General features: G+C 64.2%; 22 protein-coding genes and 1 tRNA gene. 13 read left to right on the top strand and 10 right to left on the bottom strand.

Going from position 1 to position 25,139, the window contains the following annotated elements:
* Positions 1-90: 90 nt before the first annotated feature.
* Both FNA67_RS08965 and FNA67_RS08960 read right to left on the bottom strand, forming a co-directional pair.
* Positions 91-1,731, bottom strand: a complete 1,641-nt coding sequence (locus FNA67_RS08965; protein ID WP_049704862.1) for an ABC transporter permease — start codon at positions 1,729-1,731, stop codon at positions 91-93.
* Position 1,732: 1 nt separating this feature from the next.
* The gene (locus tag FNA67_RS08960) at positions 1,733-2,800 is read right to left on the bottom strand and encodes an ABC transporter ATP-binding protein (RefSeq protein ID WP_147655802.1); all 1,068 of its coding nucleotides are present in this window, start codon (positions 2,798-2,800) and stop codon (positions 1,733-1,735) included.
* A 142-nt stretch (positions 2,801-2,942) separates the two neighbouring features.
* On the opposite strand from FNA67_RS08960, the gene FNA67_RS08955 reads away from it, so the two are divergent.
* From FNA67_RS08955 to FNA67_RS08945, 3 genes are all read left to right on the top strand, one after another.
* Positions 2,943-3,932, top strand: a complete 990-nt coding sequence (locus FNA67_RS08955) for an extracellular solute-binding protein (RefSeq protein ID WP_049704861.1) — start codon at positions 2,943-2,945, stop codon at positions 3,930-3,932.
* Positions 3,933-4,013: 81 nt separating this feature from the next.
* Positions 4,014-5,033, top strand: a complete 1,020-nt coding sequence (locus FNA67_RS08950; RefSeq protein ID WP_147655801.1) for a protein phosphatase 2C domain-containing protein — start codon at positions 4,014-4,016, stop codon at positions 5,031-5,033.
* Positions 5,030-5,884, top strand: coding sequence for a DeoR/GlpR family DNA-binding transcription regulator (locus tag FNA67_RS08945; RefSeq protein WP_147655800.1), 855 nt, complete (start codon positions 5,030-5,032; stop codon positions 5,882-5,884). The genes FNA67_RS08950 and FNA67_RS08945 overlap by 4 nt, the downstream gene beginning before the upstream one ends.
* Here FNA67_RS08945 and FNA67_RS08940 read toward each other — a convergent pair.
* The 4 genes from FNA67_RS08940 to FNA67_RS08925 are packed head-to-tail and all read right to left on the bottom strand — an operon-like array spanning position 5,846 to position 9,697.
* Positions 5,846-6,859: an alpha/beta hydrolase gene (locus FNA67_RS08940; protein WP_210246449.1), complete on the bottom strand. Its 1,014-nt coding sequence runs from the start codon at positions 6,857-6,859 to the stop codon at positions 5,846-5,848. The genes FNA67_RS08945 and FNA67_RS08940 overlap by 39 nt on opposite strands.
* Positions 6,856-7,824 (bottom strand): aldo/keto reductase, encoded by a 969-nt coding sequence (locus FNA67_RS08935; protein WP_147655799.1) that lies wholly within the window; start codon positions 7,822-7,824, stop codon positions 6,856-6,858. The genes FNA67_RS08940 and FNA67_RS08935 overlap by 4 nt, the downstream gene beginning before the upstream one ends.
* A gap of 17 nt (positions 7,825-7,841) precedes the next feature.
* Positions 7,842-8,948: a zinc-binding dehydrogenase gene (locus FNA67_RS08930; RefSeq protein ID WP_147655798.1), complete on the bottom strand. Its 1,107-nt coding sequence runs from the start codon at positions 8,946-8,948 to the stop codon at positions 7,842-7,844.
* 14 nt (positions 8,949-8,962) lie between these two features.
* Positions 8,963-9,697 (bottom strand): SDR family NAD(P)-dependent oxidoreductase, encoded by a 735-nt coding sequence (locus FNA67_RS08925; protein WP_147655797.1) that lies wholly within the window; start codon positions 9,695-9,697, stop codon positions 8,963-8,965.
* Positions 9,698-9,821: 124 nt separating this feature from the next.
* On the opposite strand from FNA67_RS08925, the gene FNA67_RS08920 reads away from it, so the two are divergent.
* From FNA67_RS08920 to FNA67_RS08885, 8 genes are all read left to right on the top strand, one after another.
* On the top strand, positions 9,822-10,802 hold the full coding sequence (locus tag FNA67_RS08920) for an aldo/keto reductase (protein ID WP_147655796.1): 981 nt from the start codon (positions 9,822-9,824) through the stop codon (positions 10,800-10,802).
* Between the two features lie 124 nt (positions 10,803-10,926).
* The gene (locus FNA67_RS08915; RefSeq protein WP_147655795.1) at positions 10,927-12,423 is read left to right on the top strand and encodes an ABC transporter substrate-binding protein; all 1,497 of its coding nucleotides are present in this window, start codon (positions 10,927-10,929) and stop codon (positions 12,421-12,423) included.
* 63 nt (positions 12,424-12,486) lie between these two features.
* Complete coding sequence (locus tag FNA67_RS08910; RefSeq protein WP_147655794.1) at positions 12,487-13,428, top strand: ABC transporter permease; 942 nt, start codon at positions 12,487-12,489, stop codon at positions 13,426-13,428.
* A complete protein-coding gene (locus FNA67_RS08905; protein WP_147655793.1) occupies positions 13,425-15,194 on the top strand; it encodes a dipeptide/oligopeptide/nickel ABC transporter permease/ATP-binding protein in 1,770 nt (589 codons plus the stop codon). The genes FNA67_RS08910 and FNA67_RS08905 overlap by 4 nt, the downstream gene beginning before the upstream one ends.
* A gap of 2 nt (positions 15,195-15,196) precedes the next feature.
* A complete protein-coding gene (locus FNA67_RS08900; RefSeq protein WP_210246448.1) occupies positions 15,197-16,042 on the top strand; it encodes an ATP-binding cassette domain-containing protein in 846 nt (281 codons plus the stop codon).
* Between the two features lie 78 nt (positions 16,043-16,120).
* A complete protein-coding gene (locus FNA67_RS08895; protein ID WP_147655791.1) occupies positions 16,121-16,732 on the top strand; it encodes a TetR/AcrR family transcriptional regulator in 612 nt (203 codons plus the stop codon).
* Positions 16,733-16,797: 65 nt separating this feature from the next.
* Positions 16,798-17,520 carry an alpha/beta fold hydrolase gene (locus FNA67_RS08890; protein ID WP_147655790.1) on the top strand — a complete coding sequence of 241 codons (723 nt, stop codon included), beginning with the start codon at positions 16,798-16,800 and terminating at the stop codon, positions 17,518-17,520.
* Positions 17,521-17,567: 47 nt separating this feature from the next.
* On the top strand, positions 17,568-18,563 hold the full coding sequence (locus FNA67_RS08885) for a methyltransferase family protein (protein WP_049704849.1): 996 nt from the start codon (positions 17,568-17,570) through the stop codon (positions 18,561-18,563).
* 62 nt (positions 18,564-18,625) lie between these two features.
* On the opposite strand, the gene FNA67_RS08880 is transcribed toward FNA67_RS08885, so the two are convergent.
* Complete coding sequence (locus FNA67_RS08880; RefSeq protein WP_147655789.1) at positions 18,626-20,017, bottom strand: amidohydrolase; 1,392 nt, start codon at positions 20,015-20,017, stop codon at positions 18,626-18,628.
* 178 nt (positions 20,018-20,195) lie between these two features.
* Here FNA67_RS08880 and FNA67_RS08875 point away from each other — a divergent pair.
* Positions 20,196-20,288, top strand: a tRNA-Ser gene (locus FNA67_RS08875).
* A 401-nt stretch (positions 20,289-20,689) separates the two neighbouring features.
* On the opposite strand, the gene FNA67_RS08870 is transcribed toward FNA67_RS08875, so the two are convergent.
* Both FNA67_RS08870 and FNA67_RS08865 read right to left on the bottom strand, forming a co-directional pair.
* Entirely contained in the window at positions 20,690-21,391 is a 702-nt protein-coding gene (locus FNA67_RS08870; protein ID WP_147655788.1) for a glutathione S-transferase N-terminal domain-containing protein, read from the bottom strand.
* 108 nt (positions 21,392-21,499) lie between these two features.
* Complete coding sequence (locus FNA67_RS08865; protein ID WP_147655787.1) at positions 21,500-21,940, bottom strand: glyoxalase superfamily protein; 441 nt, start codon at positions 21,938-21,940, stop codon at positions 21,500-21,502.
* 281 nt (positions 21,941-22,221) lie between these two features.
* Between FNA67_RS08865 and FNA67_RS08860 the strand changes: the two genes are divergently transcribed.
* Positions 22,222-22,989, top strand: coding sequence for a sulfite exporter TauE/SafE family protein (locus FNA67_RS08860; RefSeq protein WP_147655786.1), 768 nt, complete (start codon positions 22,222-22,224; stop codon positions 22,987-22,989).
* Here FNA67_RS08860 and FNA67_RS08855 read toward each other — a convergent pair.
* Positions 22,977-25,079 carry a molybdopterin-containing oxidoreductase family protein gene (locus FNA67_RS08855; protein ID WP_147655785.1) on the bottom strand — a complete coding sequence of 701 codons (2,103 nt, stop codon included), beginning with the start codon at positions 25,077-25,079 and terminating at the stop codon, positions 22,977-22,979. The genes FNA67_RS08860 and FNA67_RS08855 overlap by 13 nt on opposite strands.
* Between the last annotated feature and the right edge of the window lie 60 nt (positions 25,080-25,139).

The following is a 25,139-nucleotide window of genomic DNA, read 5'->3' as shown; positions in this document are numbered from 1 at the left end:
CATGATATTATGATAGGCGTATCAGCATTCCATTAGCCTGTAAATTCGTCGGGGGAGAGCCGGCCCACAAACTGCGGGCCGGTGGAGTTGTCAAAGCAAGGCCTGTTCGTTTCGGCCCAGGAAGCGGAAGGCTATGTAGACGGCGGTGCCGCTCAGGAGCAGGAGGATGGTCGACAGAGCGGCAGCCGTGCCGAAGTCTCCGTCCAGGATCAGCAGGTAGATGCGAACCGGCATCGTCATGGTGCGGCCGACATAGAGGACCAGGGACGAAGACAGCTCGTTGATGGCGGTCACGAAGCTGAGCATGGCACCGGCGATGATGCCGGGCACGATGAGCGGCACGGTAACCTTGAGGAAGGCCCGGAAGGGACTGTAGCCGAGCGATATGGCCGCCTCTTCCATGTTGGGGCCGATCTGTCGGAGCGCCGACGAGGTGGTGCGCACGGTGTAGGGCAGCCGGCGAATGAAGATGGAAAGGATGATGATCGCCGCCGTGCCAGTGAGGACCACCGGGCCGGTATTGAAGGCCGCGATGAAGGCAATGCCGATGACGATACCCGGCATGACGTAGGGGACCATCAGGGCGCCATCTAGGAGACTGGTGTTGAGGGTGGTGCGCCGCGCCACGAGGCATCCGATCAACGTGCCGATGAGCACGATCAGGACCACCGAAGCCACGGAGAAGGTCAGTGAGTTGGTTATGACGTCACCCAGGCCAAAGACGATCCGCTCGTAACTCTGGAGGGCAAAGCCGGACTGGAACACGGGGCCGCTGGTCTTGCGGAAGGAGTAGATGACGGCAACGATGACCGGAATGGCGCCGGCAAGGCCGATGGCATAGACGGCGAAATGAGCCAGCACGTTCTTCCAGCCACGCAGGCGGATCTTGTGCGGCTTGTTGATCATGTTGCCGTGGTAGACGTTGCGGCGCGACATGTAGCGCTGCATGAGCACGAAGACCATCGACATCAAGACGAGGATGACGCTGATGGTGGTCGCCATCGACATGTTGCTGCCGATCTCGGCCGAATAGAGCGTGAAGGCCTCGGTGGCCAGGACGTTAAAGCCGCGGCCGATAAGACGCGGCGTACCGAAATCGGCGATGGCATGGATCAGTGCCAGGAGACCGCCCGCCGACAGGGCCGGCAGCACAAGCGGGAACGAGATCTTCATGGCCCGTTGGAACGGGGTGAGCCCCAGGCCCTCGGCCGCCTCCTCGAGAGACCGGTTGACGTTGGACAGCGCGCCCGAAACCATCAAGTACACATAGGGATAGAACTTGAGCGAGAAGACGATGAGGATGCCGCTCAGACCGTAGATGGTCGGGATATTGATGCCGATGGATTTGAGCGCCGTGCGGGCGATGCCGGCCGAACCGAAGAGTACGATCCACGAATAGGCGCCGATAAAGGGCGGCGAAACCAGCGCCATGATGGCGAGGAGCGACACGAACCGGCCACCTGCAATCTCGAAGCGCGACACGCAGAAGGCCATGATCGACCCCAGGATCAGGGCGCCGGCCAGCCCGCCGAAGCCAACAAGCAGCGTATTGAAGAATGCGCGCTGGATGCGTTCATCCCCAATCGCCTTGATGTAGTTGCCCAGAGTGAAGTCGCCGGCATTGTCGTAAAGGCTTGAGACCAGCACTGAGCCGACGGGAATGAAAAGCAGCGCAAATAGCAACAGCCAGGTGAAGATCAGGACGATCGTCCAAAAGCCGATCCTTGGCATTTCAGCCACCGATACGCTTGCCATCGGCATCGAAGCCGAGGACAGCGCTCCTGGCGACGGCAACGGTCACCTCACCTTCGAGTTGAACAGATGTGCGATCCGGATTGGCGACATGAACCACCAGGTCGCCCAGGTCCGTGCGAATCTGCAGATGGGCCTCGCGGCCGAGATAGGTGTATTTCGCAATCCTGCCCGAAATGGTCGCCTGCGGCTCGCCGGACGCGGCGGCGACCTTGGCGATGACGAGGTTCTCGGGGCGGACGACCCACTTGGAATTGGCATGGACCGCCGCGAGTTCCGCGAGGCCCAGCGTTGTAAGGAGGCCATCGAGCGCCGCCCCCGGCTGCAGGGCGTTGATCGTGCCCACGAAGCTGGCGACGAAAAGTGTCTGCGGGTTGCCGTAGATCTGCTGGGGGGTGCCGAGTTGCTCGACGTGACCGTTACTCATCACGCAGATGCGGTCGGAGATGGCGAGCGCCTCTTCCTGGTCGTGGGTGACGTAGATAGCGGCGATGCCGATCTGCTTCTGGATGTCGCGGATTTCCTCGCGCAGCTCGACGCGCAGCTTGGCATCGAGATTGGACAGCGGCTCGTCCATGAGCAGCAACTGAGGATTGATGACCATGGCGCGCGCCAGGCCAATGCGCTGCTGCTGGCCGCCTGACATGGCAGCGGGCAGACGGTCGGCAAGCGCACCGAGACGAACCGCATCGAGCGCTTGGGGGACGCGGCGGGCGATCTCGTCCTTGGCGACCTTGCGGGCCTTGAGGCCGAAAGCGACGTTGTCGAAAACGGTCAGGTGCGGGAACACGGCGTAGTCCTGGAAAACCATGCCGATGTCGCGCTTGTGGGGCGGAACGCTGCCCAGGTCCCTGCCCTCGATCAGGATACTACCTGAGGTGAGCTGATTGAACCCGGCGATGGAACGCAGGAGCGTGGTCTTGCCGCAACCGCTCGGTCCAAGCAGCGTGAAGAACTCGCCGCGTTCGACCGAGATCGAAACGTCCTTGAGTGCGGTGAATGTCTCACCAAAGCGCTTCGTCGCGTTGGCGACAGTCAAATAGGCCATATGCATCCCTCCCCCCGCGTGGCTCAACAACGCCACGCGACTGGTTTCACACTACCCATCAATTTTCGTATTGCAACATTTGATCAGCCCATTCAGTATCGTTTTGGACAGAGATTGATCCAAAACGAACGGGAGGATTCGGATGAATATTCGCAAACGCTCATTTTTGGGCATGGCCATCGGCCTGATGGCAACGACCGCGCTTTCGCATGGCGCCTTCGCCCAGGATGGTTCGGTCGTGATCTACACGGCCCACAAGGCTTCGATCGTCGATACGCTGCTGCCGCTGTTCGAGCAGGAAACCGGCCTCAAGGCCGAAGTCGTCAAGCTGGGTTCGTCGGACGTGTTTAAGCGCGCACGCGCAGAAGCCGGCGCACCGGCCGCCGACGTCATCTGGAGCGTGACGGGTAGCCAGCTCACCGAGAACAAGGACCTGCTCGAAGCCTACCAGCCGGCTGACTTCGACAAGGTCGACCAGCAGTTCGTGGTCGATCCGTCCTGGACGCCCTATACGGCCGTCGTCTACGTCCTGGCCGTCAACACCGACGCCCTGCCGCTCGACCAGGCGCCCAAGACCTGGGCAGAACTCGTCGATCCGAAGTGGAAGGGCCAGATCGCCTCGGCGCGCGCCGACGGTTCGGGTTCGGCCATGCAGCAGCTGCAGACCGTGCTGACGGTTTTCGGTGACGAAGGCTGGGACAAGTACAAGCAGCTTGCCGCCAATTTCGTGTTCTCCGATTCCTCGGGCGCCGTGCCGCGCTTCGTGGCGGATGGCGAGGCCAGCATGGGCCTGACGCTCGAAGACAATGCACTCGAATACGTTCAGGGCGGGGCCCCGATGGCCATCATCCATCTGGCGGACGGCACTGCTGCCACGCCCGATGGCGTCGCCCTCGTCAAGGGCGGCCCCAATCCGGAGGGCGGCAAGAAGTTCATCGATTGGGCCATGTCCAAGGCAACCCAGGAAAAGCTGGCCATGGATATCGGTCGCCGCTCGGTTCGCACCGACGTCGCCGGCCCGGCCGGCACCCCGGCGCTTGCCGACCTGCCCCTGATCAAGGTCAAGCCGCTCGCCGATTTCGGTGGCGTGGACGAAGTTCTGGCTAAGTGGCGCACTGCCATCGGCGAGTAATCTGCCGGGCTTAATATCGGGCGCGGCTCAAGCAGCCGCGCCTTCTTCTTGAGTAACCTCCGCATACGATTGGTGAGCGCAATGAAGCATCTCGAAGCCTTCTCGATGGGCAAGAAATTCGGCCATCCAGAGCTCAACGAGGACAGCTTCGTGGTCATTCCCGATGCCGGCTATGCGGTGATCGACGGGGTCACGGATCGCAACGGCACCCGCTATGGCGGCATGCTTTCGGGACAATTCGCCTCGCGAACCGTCAAGCGGGCAACCGAACTCTACATCCTTGCGCAGACGGACCCCAAGGCGCCCGAGGCAATGCGCTATGCCGGGCCGGCCAGCTTCGTTCGCTATCTCACCGATGTGCTGCGGCAGGCCTATGTGGATGAAGGCGCATACGAGGCCGCCCGCGACGACTGGAAGGTACGCGGTGGCTGCACGGTGATGGCGGCGCTCCAGGTGGGCGACAAGCTCGAGGTGGTGGCAGTCGGCGACAGCGGCATCCGGGTCAACGGCAACGACGTGCTGCAGGTGCTCAAGCCGCTCGACGACGTGACGGGCCTGCTGCGACGTGAGACCTGGAATCTCTTCAAGGCGGCGGGATACGCGCCGGACTTCTGCGACATGCAGGCGGCAGCGATTACCTGGCGTGGGACCAAGAACCAGGAGCCGGGCGCGCCGACGGCAGATCCGGCGCTGCTGGTCGAAATCGAGAAACGTGCGTTGGCCGCATGCCATGCGCACCTCCCCGATGTGCCGGAGGCCGAGTTCATCGAACTGATCGAACATGGCATCATGCACGGCCAGGGAAATTTTCAGAACGCAGGCGAACGGGCGCTTGGCTACGGTGGCCTCGACGGGTTTCCCGTGCTGGACAAGTACATCGACGCCCGCACCTACCGCATGGCCGATATCGAAACGCTCGAGCTCTTCTCGGACGGATATTTCAAGATTGCCGAGGGGTTTGGCGTGGCTGCCTGGGAGGCGGCGTTCCGCGAGGTGGAAGCGATTGACCCACACAAGATCGGGCCTTATCTGAGCACCAAGGGTACGACTGATACCGCCCTCACCGACGACAGAACCTATGTGGGGATCGCCCTGAGATGACGGGTAGCGTGGAGCGGCGGCCGGCAAACGGCAAGAACGAGGCGTCCGGAACGAACGCCAAGGGCCGCCGGGCCGCAATCATCGAAACAGTTCGGCAACAGGGCGCGGCATCGGTCGCCGACCTCGCGTCGCGCTTTTCGGTGACGCACCAGACGATCCGGCGCGACCTGCGTGAACTCGAAGAAGCCGGGCTGCTACAGAAGGGCTTTGGCGCGGCTTTTGCCGCTCCGGGTGTGGCCCAGTTCGGACACGACCTGCGCCGCGGCACGCTTGCTGGCGTCAAACGGCAACTGGTGCGGACGCTCGGTGAATTCCTGACGCCGGGGGCAACGGTTTTCGTCGGGCTGGGCACGACGTTCGACACGCTTTACGAAGTTGTGGCGAGCCATCCGGGCCTGCTCATCGCTACGCCCAACCTCTCGGTGGCGAGCAGTTGCGCGCTGCAGACGGACGCAACCGTCTACATTTATGGCGGGTACGTCCGAAACAACGATTCAGCGATCCTTACAATGGCGAACGACGAGGCGCGCAAGCGCTTCAAGTTCGACGTGGCGCTGATCGGCGCCAGCGCGATCGACGACGAAGGCACGGTGCTTGAATACGATCCACTCGAGGTCGGGCTGGTGAGAGACGTGCTCACGCAATCGCGTAAGGTGGTCCTGGTGGCCCATGACGGCAAGTTTGGTCAGCGGGCACCGCACGTGGTGACCAGCCTCGCCGATGTCGACGTACTGGTCACCAACAAGGACCCGGCCCCCGGCCTGCGCAACCCCGATATCTTGAGGGGTGTCCGGGTGGTGCTGAGCGAGCCGTCAGGCGCGCTTGCCGAGGATGCGTCGCAGCCAGGATAAGCGTGCGGCCAGCGCGGCCCGGGTCAGCTCGGTCTGCGGCGCGTAAATGTCGAAGCCATGAAAGCCACCGGACCAGATGTGCAGTTCGGCCTCGCCGCCGACTGCCCAGATGCGCGTGGCATAATCGACGTTCTCGTCACGGAACACTTCGGCACTCCCGGCCTCGATGTATGCCGGGGCCAGCCCGCTCAGGTCTGAGGCGCGTGTTGGAGCAGCGTAGGGCGAGGCCGCGTCGGTGCCCTTGGCGGCACCGAGCAGGCTCGACCAGCCCAGCTCGTTGGTTCCGCGCGTCCAGGTGGTTTCGGACACGAACTGGTGACTCGAGACTGTGACATTGCGATCGTCGATCATCGGGCAGAGCAACAGCTGGCCGGCGAGATCGACGCTCTTTCGGTCGCGGGCCATCAGAGCCACGCCTGCGCTCAGCCCGCCTCCCGCGCTTCCTCCCATCACCACGATGCGCGCCGGATCGATGCCGAACGCCGAGGCGTTGGCAGCGAACCACACGAGCGCCGCATGACAATCCTCGACTGGAGCGGGATGGGGATGCTCCGGCGCCAGGCGGTACTCCACAGTTGCCGCGACGGCGCCGAGTTCCATCACCAGGTCGGCGAGGCGCGGGACATCCATCGTGCGATGCCCCACCATCATGCCGCCTCCATGGATGTTGAGGAAGCCTGGAACCGGCGATGCCGCCTGGTTTCGGGGGCGCAGGACGGTAATGGCAATGTCAGGGGCCCCGGCGGGTCCGGGGGCAAGGTGCTCGCTGACGTCAATCGGCAGATCGCCGAGCATCTCGGCGACGCTGGGCCAGGTTTCGATCATCGCGGCACGTGAAGACGCGATGGTCTGCGCGGTGAGCACCGGTACGTCCGGCCCAGCAACGGCGCGGTGGATGGGCACCAGCTCCGGATCGACGGGGACGGAACGAAGAGAAGTGTCGGTCATCGAGGTTTCCTGTTCGAGGTCGATCATGGGCCTTCGGGGTCAACAATGCCCCGATCGCACCAGAAGGGTTCTACGGCAGCGCGCAGTTCTTCGGCCCCAATGCGCTCGAGCAGGCCGAGCGCCGCGATGGCCTGATCGAGCTGTTCGAGCCGGGTGGCGCCAAAAAGCGTGCTGACATTGTTGGGGTGGCTGAGTGCGAAAGCGATGCAGATCTGGGCGGCGCTGGCGCCGTAGGACGCCGCCAGCCGTGCCAGCGGCTCGGCGGTGGCGACAATGCGCTCGCGGATGCCGCCGGGGTCGCGCCCCACCTCGCGCGCGGGGCTCGTCCTGCCCGCGAGGATGCCGCCCTCCATCACGTCCGAGGACTGCATGGCGAAGCCATCGGCAAAAAGGGCGGCAAACGGTTCGCCATCGGGGATGGACCGACGGGCGACACTGTATTTGAGCTGGGCGAGTTGCGGGCCCTCGACGCCTTCGGCGGCAGAGATGTCGATAAGCGAACGAATGCTGCCCGCCGACCAGTTGTTGACGCCCCATGCGCGGATGAGGCCCGCCTTGCGCAACCCGGCGAGGTCCAGCACCAAGTCGCGCAGGCTCAGATCGTTGCGGCGCAGATCTCCGAGAATGACGAGATCGGCGTAATCAACGCCCACACGATAGAGCGCGCGCTCGAGTTGCGGACGAAAGCCGCGCTCATCGTTGAAGTCGAGCCAAAGCTTGGAAGAGAGGAGGTAATCCTCACGGCGCAGGCCTGCGGCCCGCACCATTGCCGAGAACAGGATATCGGTTATCGGGGGCGGCTGAGTGTCGGCAGTGCCGTAGACGCCGACGTCAAAAAGGTTGATGCCCGCGTTGACTGCCTTGCGAAGCAGGGCCGCGGCGGCGTGGAAGTCCATGCGATCGTAGGTATGCCAGGATCCAAGTGACAGGATCGAGGGTGATAGACCCGTTTGACCGAGTGGATTGCGGGGAACGATTGTGGTGGCGCTCATTGTGGTCTCCGGAATGGTCACGGCAGTCGCGGGTCGATGACAGCCTTGATCGCGTGGTGGTGGCACATGGCATCGACGCAGGCCGACGCCTCGGAAAGCCCGACGGGGGCGCTGAAGAGATCGTCCCAGGGCATGCGATTGGCGAAGGTGCTGAAGAAATCGATGGCCCGGGCGTAGTCGGAGATGTCGCCGTTGAGCGATCCGACAACGGTTAGTTCCTTGCCCATGACGGTACCGAGAGAAATCGGGGTCTCGTCCCGGGAGGTGCTCCCCACGACAACGACCTTGCCGCGCTGCGCAGCCATGCCGACGGCTTCGTGTCCCACCGAAGGCGCCCCTGCGAAATCGAAGACATAGTCGGCACCACGCCCGCTCGTGAGTTCGAGCACATTGGCGATGACGCTGTCCGATCCGAGTGCGATGTCGATGACCTCGTCAGCGCCGAAGCTGCGGGCCATTTGCAGGCGTGAAGCCGGCGCACCGACAGTTATTACCTGGGCCGCGCCGGATATCCGTGCAGCGGCGGTGGCGAAGATACCGAGTGCGCCCGAGCCTTGAACCACGACACGCGCGCCCGCCCGGATGCCGCCGGCACGGTCGATCGCCCGCAATACGGTCTTGGCGGCGCAACCAGCCATCGAGGCCCAGGTATCCTTGACGTTTCCGGGGATGCGCAACTTGGCGGATCGCGGCGAGACATAGCTGAACTCGGCCAGACCCGCCGTCGAGAACGGTGGAACGTCGGACCGCTGAAGGAAGCCGTACCCGCGCCGTTCACAGGCGACCGGCTCGCGCAGGATCACGCAGCCATAGCATTCGCCGCAGGTCGATTCGGACCAGCCGATGCGGTCGCCGACTTGGAGTTCGGCGCCGAGAGCATCGTGGACATGGCCACCCAGGGCCACGATCTCACCAACCATTTCGTGTCCGAGAACCATCGGCAGCATGCCGGGGAATGTCATCTTGCCGGACCAGAGCTCGATGTCGGTACCGCAAAGCGTGGCGCAGACGATGCGCACCAGGGCCGCACCCGGTTCCAGGGTCTCGGGCAAGGGCAGATCGGTCAGCTCCAGCGGCTGGCCATGGCCGGTCAGCACGGCGGCACGGGTAGAAGTCGGAAGCATCGGATGTCCTTTGATCATGCGAGCAGTTGGCCGCCATCGAGCGCCAGGCTCACGCCGGTGATGTGGGAGGCCTCGGGGCTGGCGAGGAACAACGCCGCCGGCGCGATCTGCGCGACCTCGGCAATGGTGCCGAGCGGAATGCGACGCTCCCAGGCGGCGCGCGCCTCGGGGTTCTCGGCGAGGCCGGCCGTGAGCGGGGTGATGACGGGACCGGGGGCCACGGCATTGGCACGGATGCCATAGGGCGCCAGCTCGATGGCCGTGGTGCGGGTTATGGCGTCCACGGCGGCCTTGGTGGCCTCGTAGTGGCCCATGCCCGGTGTCGGCTGGCGCGCGCCGATCGAGCTGACATTGACGATGACGCCCGAGCGCGCCGCCATCATGGGCCGCGCAACCGCCTGGGTCATGAGGAATGTACCTCGCACGTTGACCGCGAGTGCTGCGTCGAGCACCGCGACGTCGAGATCGGCGAGCAACCCGCCTCCCCCGACGACCCCAGCATTATTGACCAGAACGTCTATGCGACCGTGCTCGGCGAGGACGGCGGCGATGGCGGCGGAAACTGCCGCGGCGTCGGAGATATCGAGGGGGAGCGCCTGGCCCGACAGTTCGGCAGCTGTGCGCTCGGCACCAGCTGCATCGCGATCAGCCACGATGGCGAAATCGCCCTTGCCGGCAAACGCCTGTGCGATTCCCCTTCCCAACCCTTGGGCAGCCCCAGTGACCAGCACAATTCGGCCAGCAGCCATATTCCCTCCCCCTAATCAATAAGTTGCACGGACCTTCATCGGCCTCTTGCGCTTATATTATACGTATGTAGAAAATAAAGTCTACATCCGGAGGAAAACCGGAATGTCGGTGAGAGGGAGACCCATGGAAGAAATCAAAGTGCCGCGGCGCAGACTTGGCGCGAACGGACCAACGGTCCCGGTTTTCGCGCTGGGTTCCTGGAACACCTGGGACCGGATGACCGGCGAAGAAGCCGTGGCGATCATCGATCGCGCCGTCGAGACCGGCGCGGCGTTCTTCGATATCGCCTACTACAACATGGGGCCCCATGAGGAGCATTCGCGAACGGACATTCTGTTCGGCGAGGCGATTCGGGCATCCGGTCACAGGCGCGACGACTTCATGGTCTGCGGCAAGCTCTGGCTCTGGAACTATCCAGAACTGCAGTTCCGCGAGCAGATCCACACCAGCCTCGAACGGTCGGGCCTGGACCGTTTCGACACGGTCGTGGTGGGTGACTATTTCGCCACGCCCGACATGAAGCGGGTCGTCAGCGAGGTGAACCTGCTGATCGACGAAGGGCTGATCGGGTCATGGGGCATCAACAACTGGCAGTTGGCGCACACCGAGGAGGCACTGGCCCTCGCTTATGCCGAAGGCCTGGTACCGCCGAGTTTCGCCCAGCTCAAATACAGCGTCGTGCGCAGGGCGATGGCCGAGGGAGAAGGTTATGGCCGCCTCTTCGCCTCTGGGGCGCTGGGATTGCAGGCCTCCGACTGCCTAGAAGGCGGAATTCTCTCCGGACGCGGCGTGCCCAACCGCAAGATCGGCGCGGATGTGGGCACCATTCGCGAGCAGATCTACGCAGCTGCTCCCGAACTCGCGCGCATCGCCAGGGAGTTCGACGCCACGCCTGTGCAATTGGCACTGGCGTTCTGCCTCGAGAACCCGGCTACCGCCAACGTGCTGTTCGGGGCGTCTCGCCTCCAGCAACTGGAGGAAAACCTCGGCGCGCTGGTATTGGCGGAGCGCACCAAAGGCAGCATTCGCGAGGCCCTGCCCCATCTCTGGCTCGACCGGCACGTGTCGCCGGAAGGCGTCTGGCCCGGCCCGAAAGCCGGCTGAGCGCGCCTTGCCTTTGTTGTCAACGTATGTAGAATAAAACGCAACGCGAGCGTCTCGGAGCCAACCAAAGGAACCGAAAGGCGGTGGGGACCGCCGCTCGAATCAAAGGGAGACAAGCATGCAAATGACGATCACGAAGGTCGCAGCCGTAGCGGCGGTGACCTTCGCTCTCAGCCTGGCGGGTCCCGCCGGAGCGCAAAGCCCGACCGACCTCAATATCGGCAACTTCCTCGACGTGACCTCGTGGGATCCGAGCCTGGCCGATATCGGGTTCGACGGCCCTTACATGTCGGCCGTCTACGATCCGCTGGTGGCGCTGGACGCCGATGGCAAGATCCTGCCGGCACTCGCCACGACGTGGACCTATTCGGACGACCTGCTCAAGCTGACGATGGATCTTCGGGCGGACGTCAAGTTTAGCGACGGAGAGGCGTTCAACGCCCAGGCGGCGGTCGAGAACCTCGAACACCTCAAGGCGGGCGCACGTTCGGGCGAGGCCTATGTCAACGTTGCCGCCTTCAAGGCCGTCGACGAGGACACGATCGAGATCGACCTCACCAAGCGCGACGACTCCATGCTCTACCTTATGGGCCTGGGTCGCAGCTACATGGCATCGCCGGCCGCGATCAAGGCAGGCACGCTGACGACGACACCAGCGGGTTCGGGTCCCTATGTGCTCGATGACGGCATGTCGATCCCCGGCTCGGAATATCACTTCACCAAAGTGGCCGACCACTGGGACAGCGCGACCTATCCCTTCCAGAACATCGCCGTCTATCCGATCCTGGACGCGACGGCGCGGCACAATGCGATGCTCTCGGGCCAGATCAACGTCAACTTCGCCGACCCTCTCAATATCGAGCAGGCCAAGCAGATGGGCTGGAACATCAACTCGGCCGTTTCAGCCTGGGTCGGGCTGCAGTTCGTCGACCATACTGGCGAGCACCTCAAGCCCCTTGGCGACGTGCGCGTGCGCCAGGCGCTCAATTACGCCTTCGATGGCGCCGCCATCCTCAATTCGATCGGCGCGGGCGACGGCGTGGTGACCAACCAGGTGTTTCCCGCAGGCAGGCAGGGGAACGATCCGTCGCTGAATGCGCTCTACGCCTACAACATGGACAAGGCCAAGGCCCTGCTGGCCGAGGCTGGCTATGCCGACGGGTTCGACGTCACCATGCCGATGTCGCCCATCTTCGCGCAATGGCAGCCCGTCGCGGACCAGACCTTCAAAGAACTCGGCATCCGGGTGACGTGGGACGACATGCAGATGCCGGACTACCAGATCAATGCGCCCAAGTACCCGATGTTCATCACGCTGATCGCAATGGACAACGACCCGGCAGCCACGCTCGCGCGGCAGGTCGAGACGGTGCAGTGGTACAACCCCACGCCCCAGTACGCCACGGTGCCCGAGCTCAAGTCGCTCGTCGAGGCAGCTCAGTCTGCGGTGGGAGACGACCAGATCGCCAAGATCGCGGCAGCCAACAAGGCTCTGACCGAGATGGCTTGGTGGTCGGTCTGGTACCAGGCCAACAACACCTACTTCTCGACGCCCGATATTGCCGTGACCCCGGTAACGGGCATGATGTTCCCGACCCTGCGGTTCATCCAGCCGAACTAGACGAAATCCCCGGGGGCAGCATCCCTGCCCCCGGCACGACCTCTGGCATAAGGCGTTCGAGCCATGATTGCGTTTATCGCCAAACGACTGGCGGCCGGTCTGATACTGCTCGTGGCGGTGTCGGTCGGGACTTTCTTCCTGGCGCACGCCGCCATCAGTGACCCGACCGTGAGCCTGCTGGGCACCACGGCCACGCCCGCGCAGCGCGAGGCCCTGGCGCTCAAGCTCGGGCTAGACCGACCGCTGGTAGAGCAATTCTGGGATTGGGCGCGACATGCGATCGTCGGCGACTTCGGCGTTTCGTGGCGCAATTTCCAGCCGGTTGGCAAGCTCATCGCCATCAAGCTGCCGGTGACGCTTTCGGTCGTGACCTTCGCCACGATCATCACCGCGCTCGTCGGGACAATTTTCGGCATGGTCGCCGGGTTGCATCCCAACAGCGCCTTCGATCGCGCCATCAAGGCAATCTCGGTCGTACTGTTCGCATTGCCCGGTTTCTGGGTGAGCCTCGTGCTCGTGGTCTGGTTTGCCATCCAGCTCAAGTGGTTTCCGGCCGTGGGATACGTCACGCCCAACCAGTCGCTTGGTGGCTGGCTGCGCTCGATCACCCTGCCCGCCGTTTCGCTGGCGCTGGGCGCAATCGTGGTAGTGGCCGAGCAGTTGCGCAATGAAGTCATCGCGGTCAACAAGCAGGATTTCGTGCGGACGCTGCGCAGCCGGGGCCTCTCGTCCTGGCAGGTCAACGTGCACATCCTGCGCAATGCTTCACCAGCCGCGCTGACCGTGCTTGCAGTGATGTTCGTCAGCCTCCTGAGCGGCGCCATCGTGGTGGAGGCTATATTCAGCCTCCCCGGCATCGGCCAGCTCACCAACTCCTCCTCCCAGATCGGCGACATCCCGGTGCTGCTCGGCATCACGGTGGTGTCGGTCGTATTCGTGGTCATCGTCAATTTCCTGCTCGACATCGCCCTCGGCTGGATCAACCCCAAGGTGCGCGTCAAATGAGTGCGGCAGCGCTGTCGGTCGAAACGGAGCCGCGGGAGACGCGGCGGGCCTCGATCTTCCGTCGGTTCGTCCGGACACCCAGCGGTCTGGTTTCCCTGGCCATCGTCGTAGCCATCGTGTTCGTCGCAGTCCTGGCGCCATGGCTGGCCCCGTATGACCCCAATTTTGTCGACCTCGCCAACACCAAGGCACCGCCGAGTGCCGCCCACCTGCTTGGTGGCGACACCAGTGGACGGGACATCCTGAGCCGGCTGATCTGGGGTGCGCGGACGACACTGGTGGGCGCGCTGGTAACGATCGTTACCGCCCTCGCCGTCGGTGTCCCCGCGGGAGTTGCATCCGGGTACTTCGGCGGGCGGCTCGATCGGGGCTCCTCGTGGGTCAGCGATGCGCTGCAAGCCGTGCCGGGCATGATCATCCTGCTTGTGGTGGCCTCGGGAACCCGCTCCAACTTCGGCCTGATCATGGCTACGGTCGGCATCCTGCTTGCGCCAGGTTACTTCCGCATCGCGCGTTCGACGGCCCTGACCATCCGGAACGAACCCTTTATCGACGCGGCCTGGGTATCCGGACTTACCCATCCGCGCATCATCGTTCGGCACGTCCTGCCGGGCGTCTATGCGCCGATCATCATCCAGACGGCGCTGGCGGCCGGCATTGCCATGGGTATCCAGGCCGGTTTGCAATTCCTTGGTATCGGCGTCGCCAATGTGCCGAGTTGGGGCGCGATGATGGCGGAAGGTTTCCGCTACATGCTCGCCTCCCCGCTCCTGCTGCTCTGGCCCTCGCTGGTGCTGGGCGTGACCATCGCGGCGCTGGCGGTGATGGGCTCCACTCTCGCCGACCTCGTTCGGGTTCGCACAGTCGCGCCAAGGCGGACGGTCGCCCAGGCTAATGCTGCCACGGCGAGCGCTGCGGCGCTTGAGTATTCCTCCGCCGTACGCATCGACAACCTCAAGGTCAGCTACGGTGCTGAGACGGGCGATATCGAAGTGGTGCACGGCGTGTCGCTCGAGGTGGCGCCCGGCGAGGTGCTGGGAATCGTCGGCGAATCCGGATCCGGCAAGTCGCAGACGGTGTTTTCCATCCTTGACCTGCTGCCGGCCGGTGGGGCGTGCACGTTCGACGGCCTCTGGATCGGCGGCAAGCCGATCCACGGCATGACGCGCCGCGAGCGCGCGCGCCTGCTCGGGACGCAGATCGGCTACATCCCGCAGGAGCCGATGTCGAACCTGGACCCCTCCTATACGATCGGCCACCAGCTCGTGGAGCCGCTGCGCTCGGTGCATCGCAAGTCCCGCACCGAAGCGCGGTCAATCGCGCGCGCGATGCTGGCGCGGGTCGGCATTGCCGATGTCGACCGCGTGATGCGGGCTTACCCGCATCAGATTTCGGGCGGCATGGCGCAACGCGTTCTGATTGCCGGCGCCATTGCCGGGCGCCCCTCCCTGCTCATCGCGGACGAACCGACAACGGCTCTGGACGTGACGGTGCAGGCCGAAGTGCTCGAGCTCTTGCGCGAGCTGCAAAGCGAGTTAGGCATGGCGCTGGTGCTCGTAACCCACAATTTCGGCGTGGTCGCCGATATCTGCGACCGGGTCGTCGTGATGCGCAACGGCGCGATCGTTGAGGTGAACGACGTGCGCTCCGTCTTTTCGGCGCCACAGCAAGGCTACACCCGCGAGCTCATCTCCGCTTCCCTCGACAATTCCGAAACCCGCCGCGAGTTGGACGCGATCCACGCTGCGGCTAGCCGGGAGGCATGAGCATGGACCGCTTCAATCCCCTGCTCAGCGTTGAAAACCTTGTGGTCGAGTACGGCACGCCCGGTTCTGGGTTCAAGGCCCTTAGCGGGGTTTCGATCGACGTCGGCAAGGGCGAGTGCGTTGGTGTCGTGGGCGAAAGCGGCTCGGGCAAATCCACCCTCGGCAAAGCCATCCTCGGGCTCGCGCCGGTGACGAGCGGACGCATCGTCTTTGACGGAGAGGACATCACCCAGCTCAAGGGAGCCGCCCGACGTCGGCTGGCCAGCAGCGTTCAGGTGGTTTTCCAGGACCCCTACGGTTCTCTCGATCCGACCATGACAGTGGGCGACATACTGGCCGAGCCGCTCGAGGCTGCGGGCAAGGGGCGCCGGGCGGCACGCTCCGCCGTTGGGGAGATGATCGAGCGCGTCCGCCTGCCACAGGCAGCCATCGATCGCTATCCGAGCGAGTTCTCGGGTGGGCAGCGCCAGCGCATTGCCATCGCGCGGGCACTGGTTCGCAAGCCGCGGCTGGTCGTGTGCGACGAACCGGTCAGCGCGCTTGACCTGACGACCCAGGCGGCGGTCATCGACCTCTTCATCGAGTTGCAGCGCGATACGGGCGTGTCATATCTCTTCGTGTCGCATGACCTCGGGGTGGTGCGGCGCATCTGCCACCGGGTTGCTGTGATGAAGCGGGGCGAGGTCGTCGAGTTTGGTGACGGCGAGCAGGTTACGCGCTCGCCCGTTCATCCCTATAGCGCGCGTCTGCTCCTCGCCTCGCCGGTTGCCGACCCCATAGCCCAGGCCCAGCGGCGCGCCGCCTGGCTGCAGTTGCGGGAGTCGGACGTTGCGACCCCGGCCCGGTAACCCCGCCAATCGCGCGGGGCAGGATAGCGGCCGCAAAAGCCGCGTCCCTGCCCTCCGCCGTAGCTTCGAAAGTAGCTGATGCCCAAGATCATCGACCACGACCAGCGCCGCAGGGATATCATCGAGGTCGCCAAGCGGCTTATCCTGCAAGGCGGCTTCGAGGCAGCGACCATGCGCAGCATCGCTGCGGAAGCCGGCTTCGCCAATGGCGCCCTCAAGCACTATTTCCCGGGCAAGGAAAGCATCATCGCCGCGACGTTTCAGAGCGTGCTCTCGGAAATGGACCCGCAAGGCTTTCTCAACGAGGATGACGCGCCATCCGGTCAGGATCCCGTCGAGCGGCTACGCGAACGCATCACGATGTCGGTGCCGTTCACGGAACGGGAAATCAATGCCGGGCGCGTGCTGCTCGTGCTCTGGGAGCACGCGGCCTCAAACCCTGAGTTGGCAGAGACTTACCGCCAGTTCTTCTCGCGCTGGCGCGAGGTGACGATTGGCCTCCTACGCGATGCCAGCGGTGGCAGGGACGCGGTGAGCGAGGACGAGTACGACACCCTCGCGCTCGAGCTCCTGTCAGTCACCATCGGCGCGAACGTCGTCAACCTCATGCACCCCGACGGCCGGTTCCTCAACGTGTACCGCACATATCTCGAAAGCTTCATAGAGCGCGTCACCAGGCGGGCGCCATAGGCGCACCCCACGGCGCGACGCCCCAAAAGACGGAGGACCCTCCTTTGCCTCAAGCCCACCCTTTCATGGCTGTCCGACACGAGCGCCCGCGCAGTCCGCGTGGCAATCCGGTGCTGCTGGTGCACGGGTTCATGTCGCGCGCCGATATCGACTGGCCACGCGAGCGCTGGATCGAGCCGATGCTCGATCAGGGGCGTACCGTGGTAACGGTCGACCTGCCCGGGCATGGGGAGGCAGCGCGTGTCGAGAGGGCCGAGGATGTCCGCACGGCAAAACTCGTAACGCATCTTGCCAGGGCGCTGGAGGAAACCGGCGCACCCTTCGACGTGATCGGCTATTCTCTGGGCGCGCGCCTGGCCTGGGCACTGGCGTCCCAGCATCCACCCCTCGTCTCGAAGCTGGTGCTGGGCGGGTTAAGCCCGATGGACCCGTTTGCGGCGCTCGATTTCGCGGCGGCCCGTCGCTTCCTCGATGCGGGCGCCGTCCCGGCCGATCCGATGACTGCGTTCATCGCTCAAATGGTGGCTCAGGCGACGCCCGATCCGCACTCGATGTTCAACCTGGCCGAGGGCTTGGCTGCTGAGCCGTTTGCCCCTGCTGCGGAATCCCCGCGGGCGCCGACACTTTTCGCGGCCGGAACTAACGACCCGATGGCCGGCGGAATTGCCGTGCTCGAGGCCCACGTGCCGGGATCGAGAACAGTACGCGTTCCGGGCGACCATATGGGGGCCCTCGCCTCGCCCGAGTTCCGACGGGAAGCCTTCGGCTTTCTTGGACTCACGGCCTGAGCGGCCTCCCAACCATCCAGACAATCCAGTTCAAGAGAGGGGTAGTAATGACTTCTTCCAACCCGGTCACGGCCGATCCAAGCCGTATCCTCGACATCGCGACGGGCTATATGGGCGCCCAGCAACTGTTTGCGGCAAGCCGCATCGGCCTATTCACGGCACTCGCCGAAGGCGGTCGCACGGTCGCGCAGATCGCAAGGACCACGGGCGTAAGCGAGCGCATGAGCCGCATCCTTGCCGACGCCATGGCGGGCCTGGGCCTGCTGACCCGCGAGGACGGCCGCTACACGCTGACCGAGACTTCACAGGCCTATCTCACCGGAGGCCGCGCACAACTCGACCTGTCGCCGTTCCTGACTTTCCTTGCTGAAATCAGCTACCCCCACTGGCTCCAGTTCCCCCGGACCGTCGACACCGACCAGCCGGGTGACCTCGGAATGACCGATGAACGCTGGAAGACGTTTCTAGCCGGCGTGATGACCTACAACCAACTCCATGCCGACATGTTTGCTGGCGCTCTCGACTTCAGCGGACACACTAACGCACTCGACCTGGGCGGCTTGGCCCCTTACTTCGCCATTCGCGCCATGCAGGCCAATCCCGACCTCAAGACCACCTTCGTCTACGCGCCGGACTTCACCGAGGCGGTCAATCAGCAGTTGGCCGAGGCGGGACTTGCCGACAGGTCCGTTGTCGAGGCGGTCGATACCGCGACCGCTGAGCCGAAAGGGCCTTTCGACCTGGTGTTCGTCAACCACGTCATCCACCGTTTCTCGGTCGAAGAGAACCGCGCCATCTTCAAGCACGCCCGTGCGGCTGCCTCAGCGGGCGCTCGCCTTGCCGTGCTGGACTTCTATCTGGACGATGACGCCCAGCAGCGCCCGATCGATGCCCTTCATGCCGGCGAATACCTCGTGATCGACGGCACGGTGGTCTTCCCGGAGGCCGAGGTTCGTTCATGGCTCGTCGAAGCCGGATGGAAACCATTGGAAACCGTTGCGTTGCCCGGCAGCCCGCGCGTGCTGCTGGCAGAAGCGATCTAGCCGCAAAACAAAAGACCCGCCCAAGGGCGGGTCTCACCGGCTGTCAGTCGCTGGATCGCCGCTCAGGCGAGACGATCGAAGACAGTTCGACCATCCACGATGGTCAGGTCGACCTCGATGTCGGAAAAGTTGCGGGCGCCCGTCATGTAGGGGTCCCGGTCAAGAACGCACAGGTCGGCCACCTTTCCCACCTCGATCGTCCCCTTCCAGTCGAGCGCTCCATCCTGATCCGCGGGGATTGCAGTGTACATGCGCAGCAGCTCGGTCAGGATTTCACCCCCCACCGCGACACCCTGCGCCTCGAGTTGGCTCGCAGCCGAAGCAATGGACCGGCGCCAATCGGGGCTCGTCACCGGCGCATCCGAACTGAGCACTACCCTCATGCCCTTGGCCAGCATGAGATGCAGCGGCCAGGCTCGGGCCGCAGTCGCGGGCCCGACGGCCTGCGCCATCCAGTCCCTCGTGAGATCTGCGATAAGGGGTTGCAACGCCAGGCCCATGCCGGCTTGCTTCATGCGCGCGAGTTGCTCCGGCGTCACCAGGTCGCCGTGGATGACGTAGTGGCGCAGCCCATCCGCGCCTCCCAGGCGTTCGACAATGGCGATGAACTCCTCGATCGTGCGGTCGCCGGTGGCATGGACCGCCACCTGGAGCCGGCGCGCGTGGGCCAACTCGACCATGGCGGTGAAATCGGCAAGACGCTCCGCGTCGTCCCCACTTCCCGTCATCAGCCCTCCGTGCCCGCCTCCAGGATAAGGATCGCGAAGCCAGGCGTTGCGCATCGGCGGGATGCCATCGGCGAAGATCTTGACGCCGGGGATCGCCAGCCAGTTCGGATCGGCTGCACGTACCTCAACGTCGATGCTGCGCCGCATACTCGCAAAGTCGCTCGGGCCGTCGAGGATCCCGAAAAGGCGTAGCAGGGTGACCCGCGCCGTCTGCGCCGCGGTGCCGGCGAGTTCGAGATAAGTTTCGAGGACCGGGGTACCGAAACAGCCAGTTTCGCCATCGTCCTCACCGGGCCCGATGCCGGGCTCGGTGTAACTCGTGATTCCCAACGATGCCATCACGCTCCAGGCCTTGAGAATCGCTTGCTTCCGCTCCTCGGCGTTCGAGAGAAGCTTGCCGTGTGCCCCTTCCCCACCGCCTTCCTCGAACAGCGTCTTCGGCCAGCGCGCGCCCATCCAGACGGCATGGAGATGCGCATCGTTTATGCCGGGCAAGACCGCCCTGCCCGCAAGCTCAACGACTTCGGTCGCAGGCCCCAAGAAGGCGGCGATATCTGCATCACTCCCCGTGGCCACGATGCGACCAGCCCTTACCGCAATCGCCTCGAAAACAGTGGCGTCTAGGTCGAGGCAATGCACGCGCCCGCCCCGAAGCGCAAGGTCCGCGAATTTCCCCTCCTCGACGCTGGAGGCGGCGGAAGGCAGGGGCACGATGGTGGCGGACATGGAGAATCTCAATGGAGGTCTAATATTCCACCATCGTAGACGAAAAACATGTGATGCGATACCCTTTGTGCAGCATGAGCAAAACGAGGCTCACGTCGCTGCCGTCCACGGCAATTTCAGTCGGCGCGCTACAAACCCCCTTGCACTCCAAGCGATATCCCTTATACCGACCCGTGCCGGAGAGGTGGCCGAGTGGTCGAAGGCACGCCCCTGCTAAGGGCGCAGATGGTGATGAACTGTCTCGAGGGTTCGAATCCCTTCCTCTCCGCCACTGCCCTTCCCATCCAACAAGCCTGTGATTTTGCCCGGAACAGGGTGCGCATGAGTGCCGCTACGGCGTGCAGTCGCTGTCTGCCCCTGTGGCCTGCGCCAAGAAGCGATACTTGGGATTCGGAGCGTGACCGCTTTGCTGCTGGCGCGGGCAGGCCCCGGGATGGCCGCACGTCGTGGACTTCAAAGCCCATCAATCGGGAAATGCGTGCCGCCACGGTTGTACGAGCCGGCGGAGGCCGCCAGCTCCTGACATGTGGTAGACCTTGCTCACATCGGGCGCGGGTGCCCTTCGCCACCGATCGGGCAGCAGCCTACGAACAGCGACTCGGCGGCCATGCCAGCGTCATTTGCCAGCAACCGAACGTCGAGTGGCAGGTCAAGGACCTCGGTCGGGCAGCTCTAGCGCTGATTGAAGAGCACCTTCTTGGCGTCGTCGTCCTGGGTCAGATCGACCTTTTGTTCGTCGGCGGCTTTGACGGCAAGTCCGCGCTGGACGGCGGGACGATCGTTCACGCGCTTTAGCCAGGCCGCGACGTTGGGGAATTCGGCAAGATCGATGCCCTGGCGCTCGTAGCCGTTCGCCCAGCCGATGGTGGCGATATCAGCGATCGAGAAGCTGCCGACAATGTAGTCCTTGCCGCGCAACTGAGTATCGAGGACGCGATAGAGGCGATGCGTCTCGTCGCGGTAGCGCTTGATGGCGTAGTCGATTTTCTCGGGCGCGTAGAGCGCGAAGTGATGGTTCTGGCCGAGCATCGGCCCGAAGCCACCGACCTGCCAGAACAGCCACTCGTCAACCTTGACCTGCTCGCGCGGGTCGGTGGGGTAAAGTTCGCCGAACTTCTGCGCGAGGTATTTGAGGATGGCGCCGGACTCGAAGATCGAGATGGGATGGCCGCCCGGCCCCTCGGGGTCCACGATGGCGGGAATCTTGTTATTGGGCGAGATCTCGAGGAATTCCGGACGGAACTGGTCACCCTTGCCGATGTGAATGGTGTGGACCTTGTAGGGCACGCCCAGTTCCTCGAGCATGATCGAGATCTTGTAGCCATTGGGCGTAGGGAAGAAGAACAGGTCGATGGGCGCTGTCTGCTTGGTCATCAGTGGATCCAGAAGTTTGGACGCGGGTGCGCGTGAGGAGCGGGACTCTCCTTATATCGGCATCTTACGATGGATAGCAACACGGGCGGGGGCTGCCCGCCCGTGGCTTCATGCTCGCGACAGGCGCATCTGGGGCTCGCCGTTGCCCGTGCGGGCGGGCGAGACGCCGTAGACGTCGACCGTGGACGTGACGCGCTGGCGGAAGGCCGAGAACAGCTCGGAGGTCACAACGTCGACGGGATCGTCGAACTTCACGGTGACCTGGTAGTGCTGCATATCCGTCATCAGGTTGACGCCGATGACGATGCCTTCGAAGGGCTGGCCAAGATAGGTGCCCTTGACGCGCTCACCGACCTGGACAGGCGTGGCGACACGTTCCGGCAAGGCGGCACGGGCCGTGTTCCAGTCGCGAAAGCCGTGGGCCCTGGCGACCAGTTCCAACGCGGCACTGTGCGTGATGGGGGCGCCGGCGCGGGCGCGCTCGTCGCGCAGCACCTTGGCCTCGGCCTTGAGGCTGATGGCGCTGATGGGATCGAGAGAAAAAGACATGTCGTCCTCACAAATGCGAAGCGGATTGTCCCATGGGGCTCGCCTTGCCATGAACCGCCTCGAATTGAGGGAGCGATCCTGAAACGACGCCTTGCGGCGCGGCTGGCTTCACCTTCGGGATGATCCCGGCGAGCGGCAGGTGCCAGCAACCTTGCTGGCGATATGGCGGCAGGACGCCCGATTGTCAACAGAGAGGCACCTGCGTGCAGGGTATGCGGGCATTGCAAGGCTGGCAAAGCGGACCGGATTGGTTAGTGTGCCGGCCAACAAAGGATAGCGACGTGACCGAGATTCTGCTGCTGCTCGCCGGTTTTCTGGGCGGATCCCTCAACACCCTGGCGGGAGGTGGCTCGTTCATCGTCTTTCCGGCCCTGCTGGCGGCAGGAGTGCCGCCCGTGCTGGCCAATGCGTCCAACACCTATGCCGCCCTGCCAGGCTATGTCAGCGGCGCGGCGGGGCTGTGGCGGCACATAGCTGCCCACAAGCAGCGGCTGTTGCCTTATTCGATCGTCGCTCTCCTTGGCGGCTACGCCGGTGCCGAACTCTTGCTGCGCGTTTCGGACGAGCAGTTCTCGAGCGTCATTCCGTGGCTCATGCTGTTCGCTGTGATCCTCTTCGCGCTTGGTGGGCGGATCAATGGCTGGCTCGCGGCGCGGGGGCGTGGGCGCCAGCACCTGGCCCGGATCGGGGCGGCATTGCTGCTCGTGGTGCTGGCACTGGTCTCGGTCTATGGCGGGTTCTTCAATGCTGGCCTCGGCATCCTGCTGCTCGCGTTCCTCGCTATGGCCGGGTTCACCGACATTCACGCGATGAACGGGCTCAAGCTCTGGATTTCATCGCTCGTGTCCGTCATCGCCGTGTGGCGCTTCGCAGTCACCGGCTCGATCGACTGGTACCACGGCACTATCGCGCTGGTGGGCGTAACGACGGGCGCATATATCGCGGCGCGCGTCTCCCATCGGGTGCCGACGGTGTTGCTGCGCAACGCCATCATCATCTACGGCGCCGGCCTTACCGCCTATTTTTTCTGGCAGACCTATTTCGCCTGAGTGCTGGGACGGATCCAGACCGCGCAGTCGTGGAAGGCCGCGCCACCGAAGGGCGGGGCCGGATCGGCGCCGATCAAGGTGTTGATGCCCGCGCCGCCGCGATGCGAGCGGTTGGCGTGTATGCCTTCGGCGATGAGTACCCCGTTCTGCAGGCCATCGAAGAATCGCGCGGTCAGTTCCACTTCGCCGCGGCGATTGCCGAGCGTGACCGGGGCGCCATCGGCGATGCCGAGGCGGGCGGCATCGTCGGGGCGTAGAAACACCACCGGCTCGGGGTGTCGTTTGCGTGATCCGGCTGTCTCGGAGAAGCTCGAGTTGAGGAAGGCCCGGGCGGGGCTTGTCGCCAGACGGAACGGGTGCGCCCCGTCTGTCGGTTCGTTGACGTCCCAGTAGTCGGCGAAGGCCGGCATGACCTGGGGATCGCACACCCAGAGGTAGCCCTTCTTGTCGGCTGTACCCTGCCAGTTGGGGGCAAAGCGATAGCGGCCGTCCGGCCAGGCGAAGCCATTGGCAAACCGGGAGGTTTCGTCGGGTAGCTTGCGCTCCACGAAACCCGTCTTTTCGATCTCGTCGAGTTCGCCGTAATTGGAGCGCCTGAGCGTTTCGGCTACCATCTGCCGGTCGGAAAGTTCCAGGCTTTCGTGCTCGACACCGAGCCGTCGGGCCAGCGTGTTGATAACCTCGAAATTGGATTTCGCCTCGCCGGGCGCCTCTATGAGGCGGGGGCCGAAGAGGACGCGGCTGTGGCCGGAGCGTGTGTAATAATCGTTGTGCTCCAGGAACATGGTCGCCGGCAGCACGATGTCGGCCATCTCTGCGGTGTCCGTCATGAACTGCTCATGAACGACTATGAACAGATCCTCTCGGGCGAAGCCTTCGCGCACCAGGGCCTGGTTTGGTGCCACGTTCATCGGGTTGGTGTTCTGGATGAGCAACGCCTTGACCGGTCCGCCGCCCTTGAGGGCATGCGTGTCGCCGGTGAGGATCGGACCGATCTCCGACATATCGAGCCAGCGCACCTGCGGATCGGCCAGTTCGCTGGCGGTGATCAGGGACTTGTCGAGTGCCCAGGCGCCACCATGGGAGTGGAACGCGCCCCCTCCCCGATGCTGCCAGGCGCCGGTCATGGCAGGGATGGAAAGCGCCGCGTGCATGTTGGTGGCGCCGTTGCGCTGCCGGGTGAAGCCATAGCCGAGGCGGAAGAAGGTGCGTGGGGTCGTGCCGACGAGGCGCGCAAACGCCTCGATCTCGGCGACGGACAGCCCGGTTGTCCTCGCCGCCCATTCCGGCGTGCGCGTAGCCAGGTGCGCCTCGAATTCGGGGCCGAAATCGGTGTAACGGGCCATATAGGCCCGGTCGGCGAGATTGTCGCGCAGCAGCACGTGCATGACGGCCGTGGCCAGCGCCCCGTCCGAGCCGGGGCGGATCATCAGGCCGACGTCCGCCTGCTCCATGGTCGCGGTGCGATAGATGTCAACTACGACGATCTTCGTGCCGCGCTCCTTGCGGGCGCGCATAGCGTGGGTCATCAGGTTGACCTGGGTGTTGACCGGGTTGGTGCCCCAGATCACCAGGCAGTCACTTTCGAGAATCTGCTCGGTATGAGTACCGGTCAGCCAACCGGTCCCGGCGATGTAGCCGGGCCAGGCGGTGCCGGTGCAGATGGTGTCGTATTGCTGGGAATACCCGCGAGCGTGCCGCAGACGGTCGATGCCGTCGCGATGCACATGGCCCATGGTTCCGGCATAGTAATAGGGCCAGATCGCCTGCGGTCCGAACTCGGCCTCGATGGCGCCAAACCGCTCGACGATCTCGTCGAAGGCTTCGCCCCAGGTGATGCGCTGCCAACGCCCCTCGCCCCTGGCGCCCACCCGGCGCTGCGGGAAAAGCAGCCGGTCGGGGTGGTGGATGCGCTCGGCGTAGCGGGCGACCTTTTCGCAGATCACGCCGGCCGTGTAGGGATCGTCCTTGGCGCCGCGAACGCGCCCGATCGTGCGCTCATCGACGATTTCGACATCGAGGGCACAAGTGGAAGGGCAGTCATGCGGGCACACGGACCGCGCAATGCGAATGGGAGCGATATCGTTCATCAGAGTCGGGAGCGGTTGAATCCGCCCCCAAACTAAGCCTCGGCACCCGGCGTGACCAGT

It is taken from the genome of Youhaiella tibetensis, assembly GCF_008000755.1.
Taxonomy (GTDB): domain Bacteria; phylum Pseudomonadota; class Alphaproteobacteria; order Rhizobiales; family Devosiaceae; genus Paradevosia; species Paradevosia tibetensis.
This window is presented reverse-complemented; position numbering and strand designations above follow the sequence as displayed.

Coding starts and splice junctions, on each gene's coding strand:
- FNA67_RS08965 (WP_049704862.1), bottom strand. CDS start 1,731: ATGCCAAGGATCGGCTTTTGGACGATCGTCCTGATCTTCACCTGGCTG.
- FNA67_RS08960 (WP_147655802.1), bottom strand. CDS start 2,800: ATGGCCTATTTGACTGTCGCCAACGCGACGAAGCGCTTTGGTGAGACA.
- FNA67_RS08955 (WP_049704861.1), top strand. CDS start 2,943: ATGAATATTCGCAAACGCTCATTTTTGGGCATGGCCATCGGCCTGATG.
- FNA67_RS08950 (WP_147655801.1), top strand. CDS start 4,014: ATGAAGCATCTCGAAGCCTTCTCGATGGGCAAGAAATTCGGCCATCCA.
- FNA67_RS08945 (WP_147655800.1), top strand. CDS start 5,030: ATGACGGGTAGCGTGGAGCGGCGGCCGGCAAACGGCAAGAACGAGGCG.
- FNA67_RS08940 (WP_210246449.1), bottom strand. CDS start 6,859: ATGATCGACCTCGAACAGGAAACCTCGATGACCGACACTTCTCTTCGT.
- FNA67_RS08935 (WP_147655799.1), bottom strand. CDS start 7,824: ATGAGCGCCACCACAATCGTTCCCCGCAATCCACTCGGTCAAACGGGT.
- FNA67_RS08930 (WP_147655798.1), bottom strand. CDS start 8,948: ATGCTTCCGACTTCTACCCGTGCCGCCGTGCTGACCGGCCATGGCCAG.
- FNA67_RS08925 (WP_147655797.1), bottom strand. CDS start 9,697: ATGGCTGCTGGCCGAATTGTGCTGGTCACTGGGGCTGCCCAAGGGTTG.
- FNA67_RS08920 (WP_147655796.1), top strand. CDS start 9,822: ATGGAAGAAATCAAAGTGCCGCGGCGCAGACTTGGCGCGAACGGACCA.
- FNA67_RS08915 (WP_147655795.1), top strand. CDS start 10,927: ATGACGATCACGAAGGTCGCAGCCGTAGCGGCGGTGACCTTCGCTCTC.
- FNA67_RS08910 (WP_147655794.1), top strand. CDS start 12,487: ATGATTGCGTTTATCGCCAAACGACTGGCGGCCGGTCTGATACTGCTC.
- FNA67_RS08905 (WP_147655793.1), top strand. CDS start 13,425: ATGAGTGCGGCAGCGCTGTCGGTCGAAACGGAGCCGCGGGAGACGCGG.
- FNA67_RS08900 (WP_210246448.1), top strand. CDS start 15,197: ATGGACCGCTTCAATCCCCTGCTCAGCGTTGAAAACCTTGTGGTCGAG.
- FNA67_RS08895 (WP_147655791.1), top strand. CDS start 16,121: ATGCCCAAGATCATCGACCACGACCAGCGCCGCAGGGATATCATCGAG.
- FNA67_RS08890 (WP_147655790.1), top strand. CDS start 16,798: ATGGCTGTCCGACACGAGCGCCCGCGCAGTCCGCGTGGCAATCCGGTG.
- FNA67_RS08885 (WP_049704849.1), top strand. CDS start 17,568: ATGACTTCTTCCAACCCGGTCACGGCCGATCCAAGCCGTATCCTCGAC.
- FNA67_RS08880 (WP_147655789.1), bottom strand. CDS start 20,017: ATGTCCGCCACCATCGTGCCCCTGCCTTCCGCCGCCTCCAGCGTCGAG.
- FNA67_RS08870 (WP_147655788.1), bottom strand. CDS start 21,391: ATGACCAAGCAGACAGCGCCCATCGACCTGTTCTTCTTCCCTACGCCC.
- FNA67_RS08865 (WP_147655787.1), bottom strand. CDS start 21,940: ATGTCTTTTTCTCTCGATCCCATCAGCGCCATCAGCCTCAAGGCCGAG.
- FNA67_RS08855 (WP_147655785.1), bottom strand. CDS start 25,079: ATGAACGATATCGCTCCCATTCGCATTGCGCGGTCCGTGTGCCCGCAT.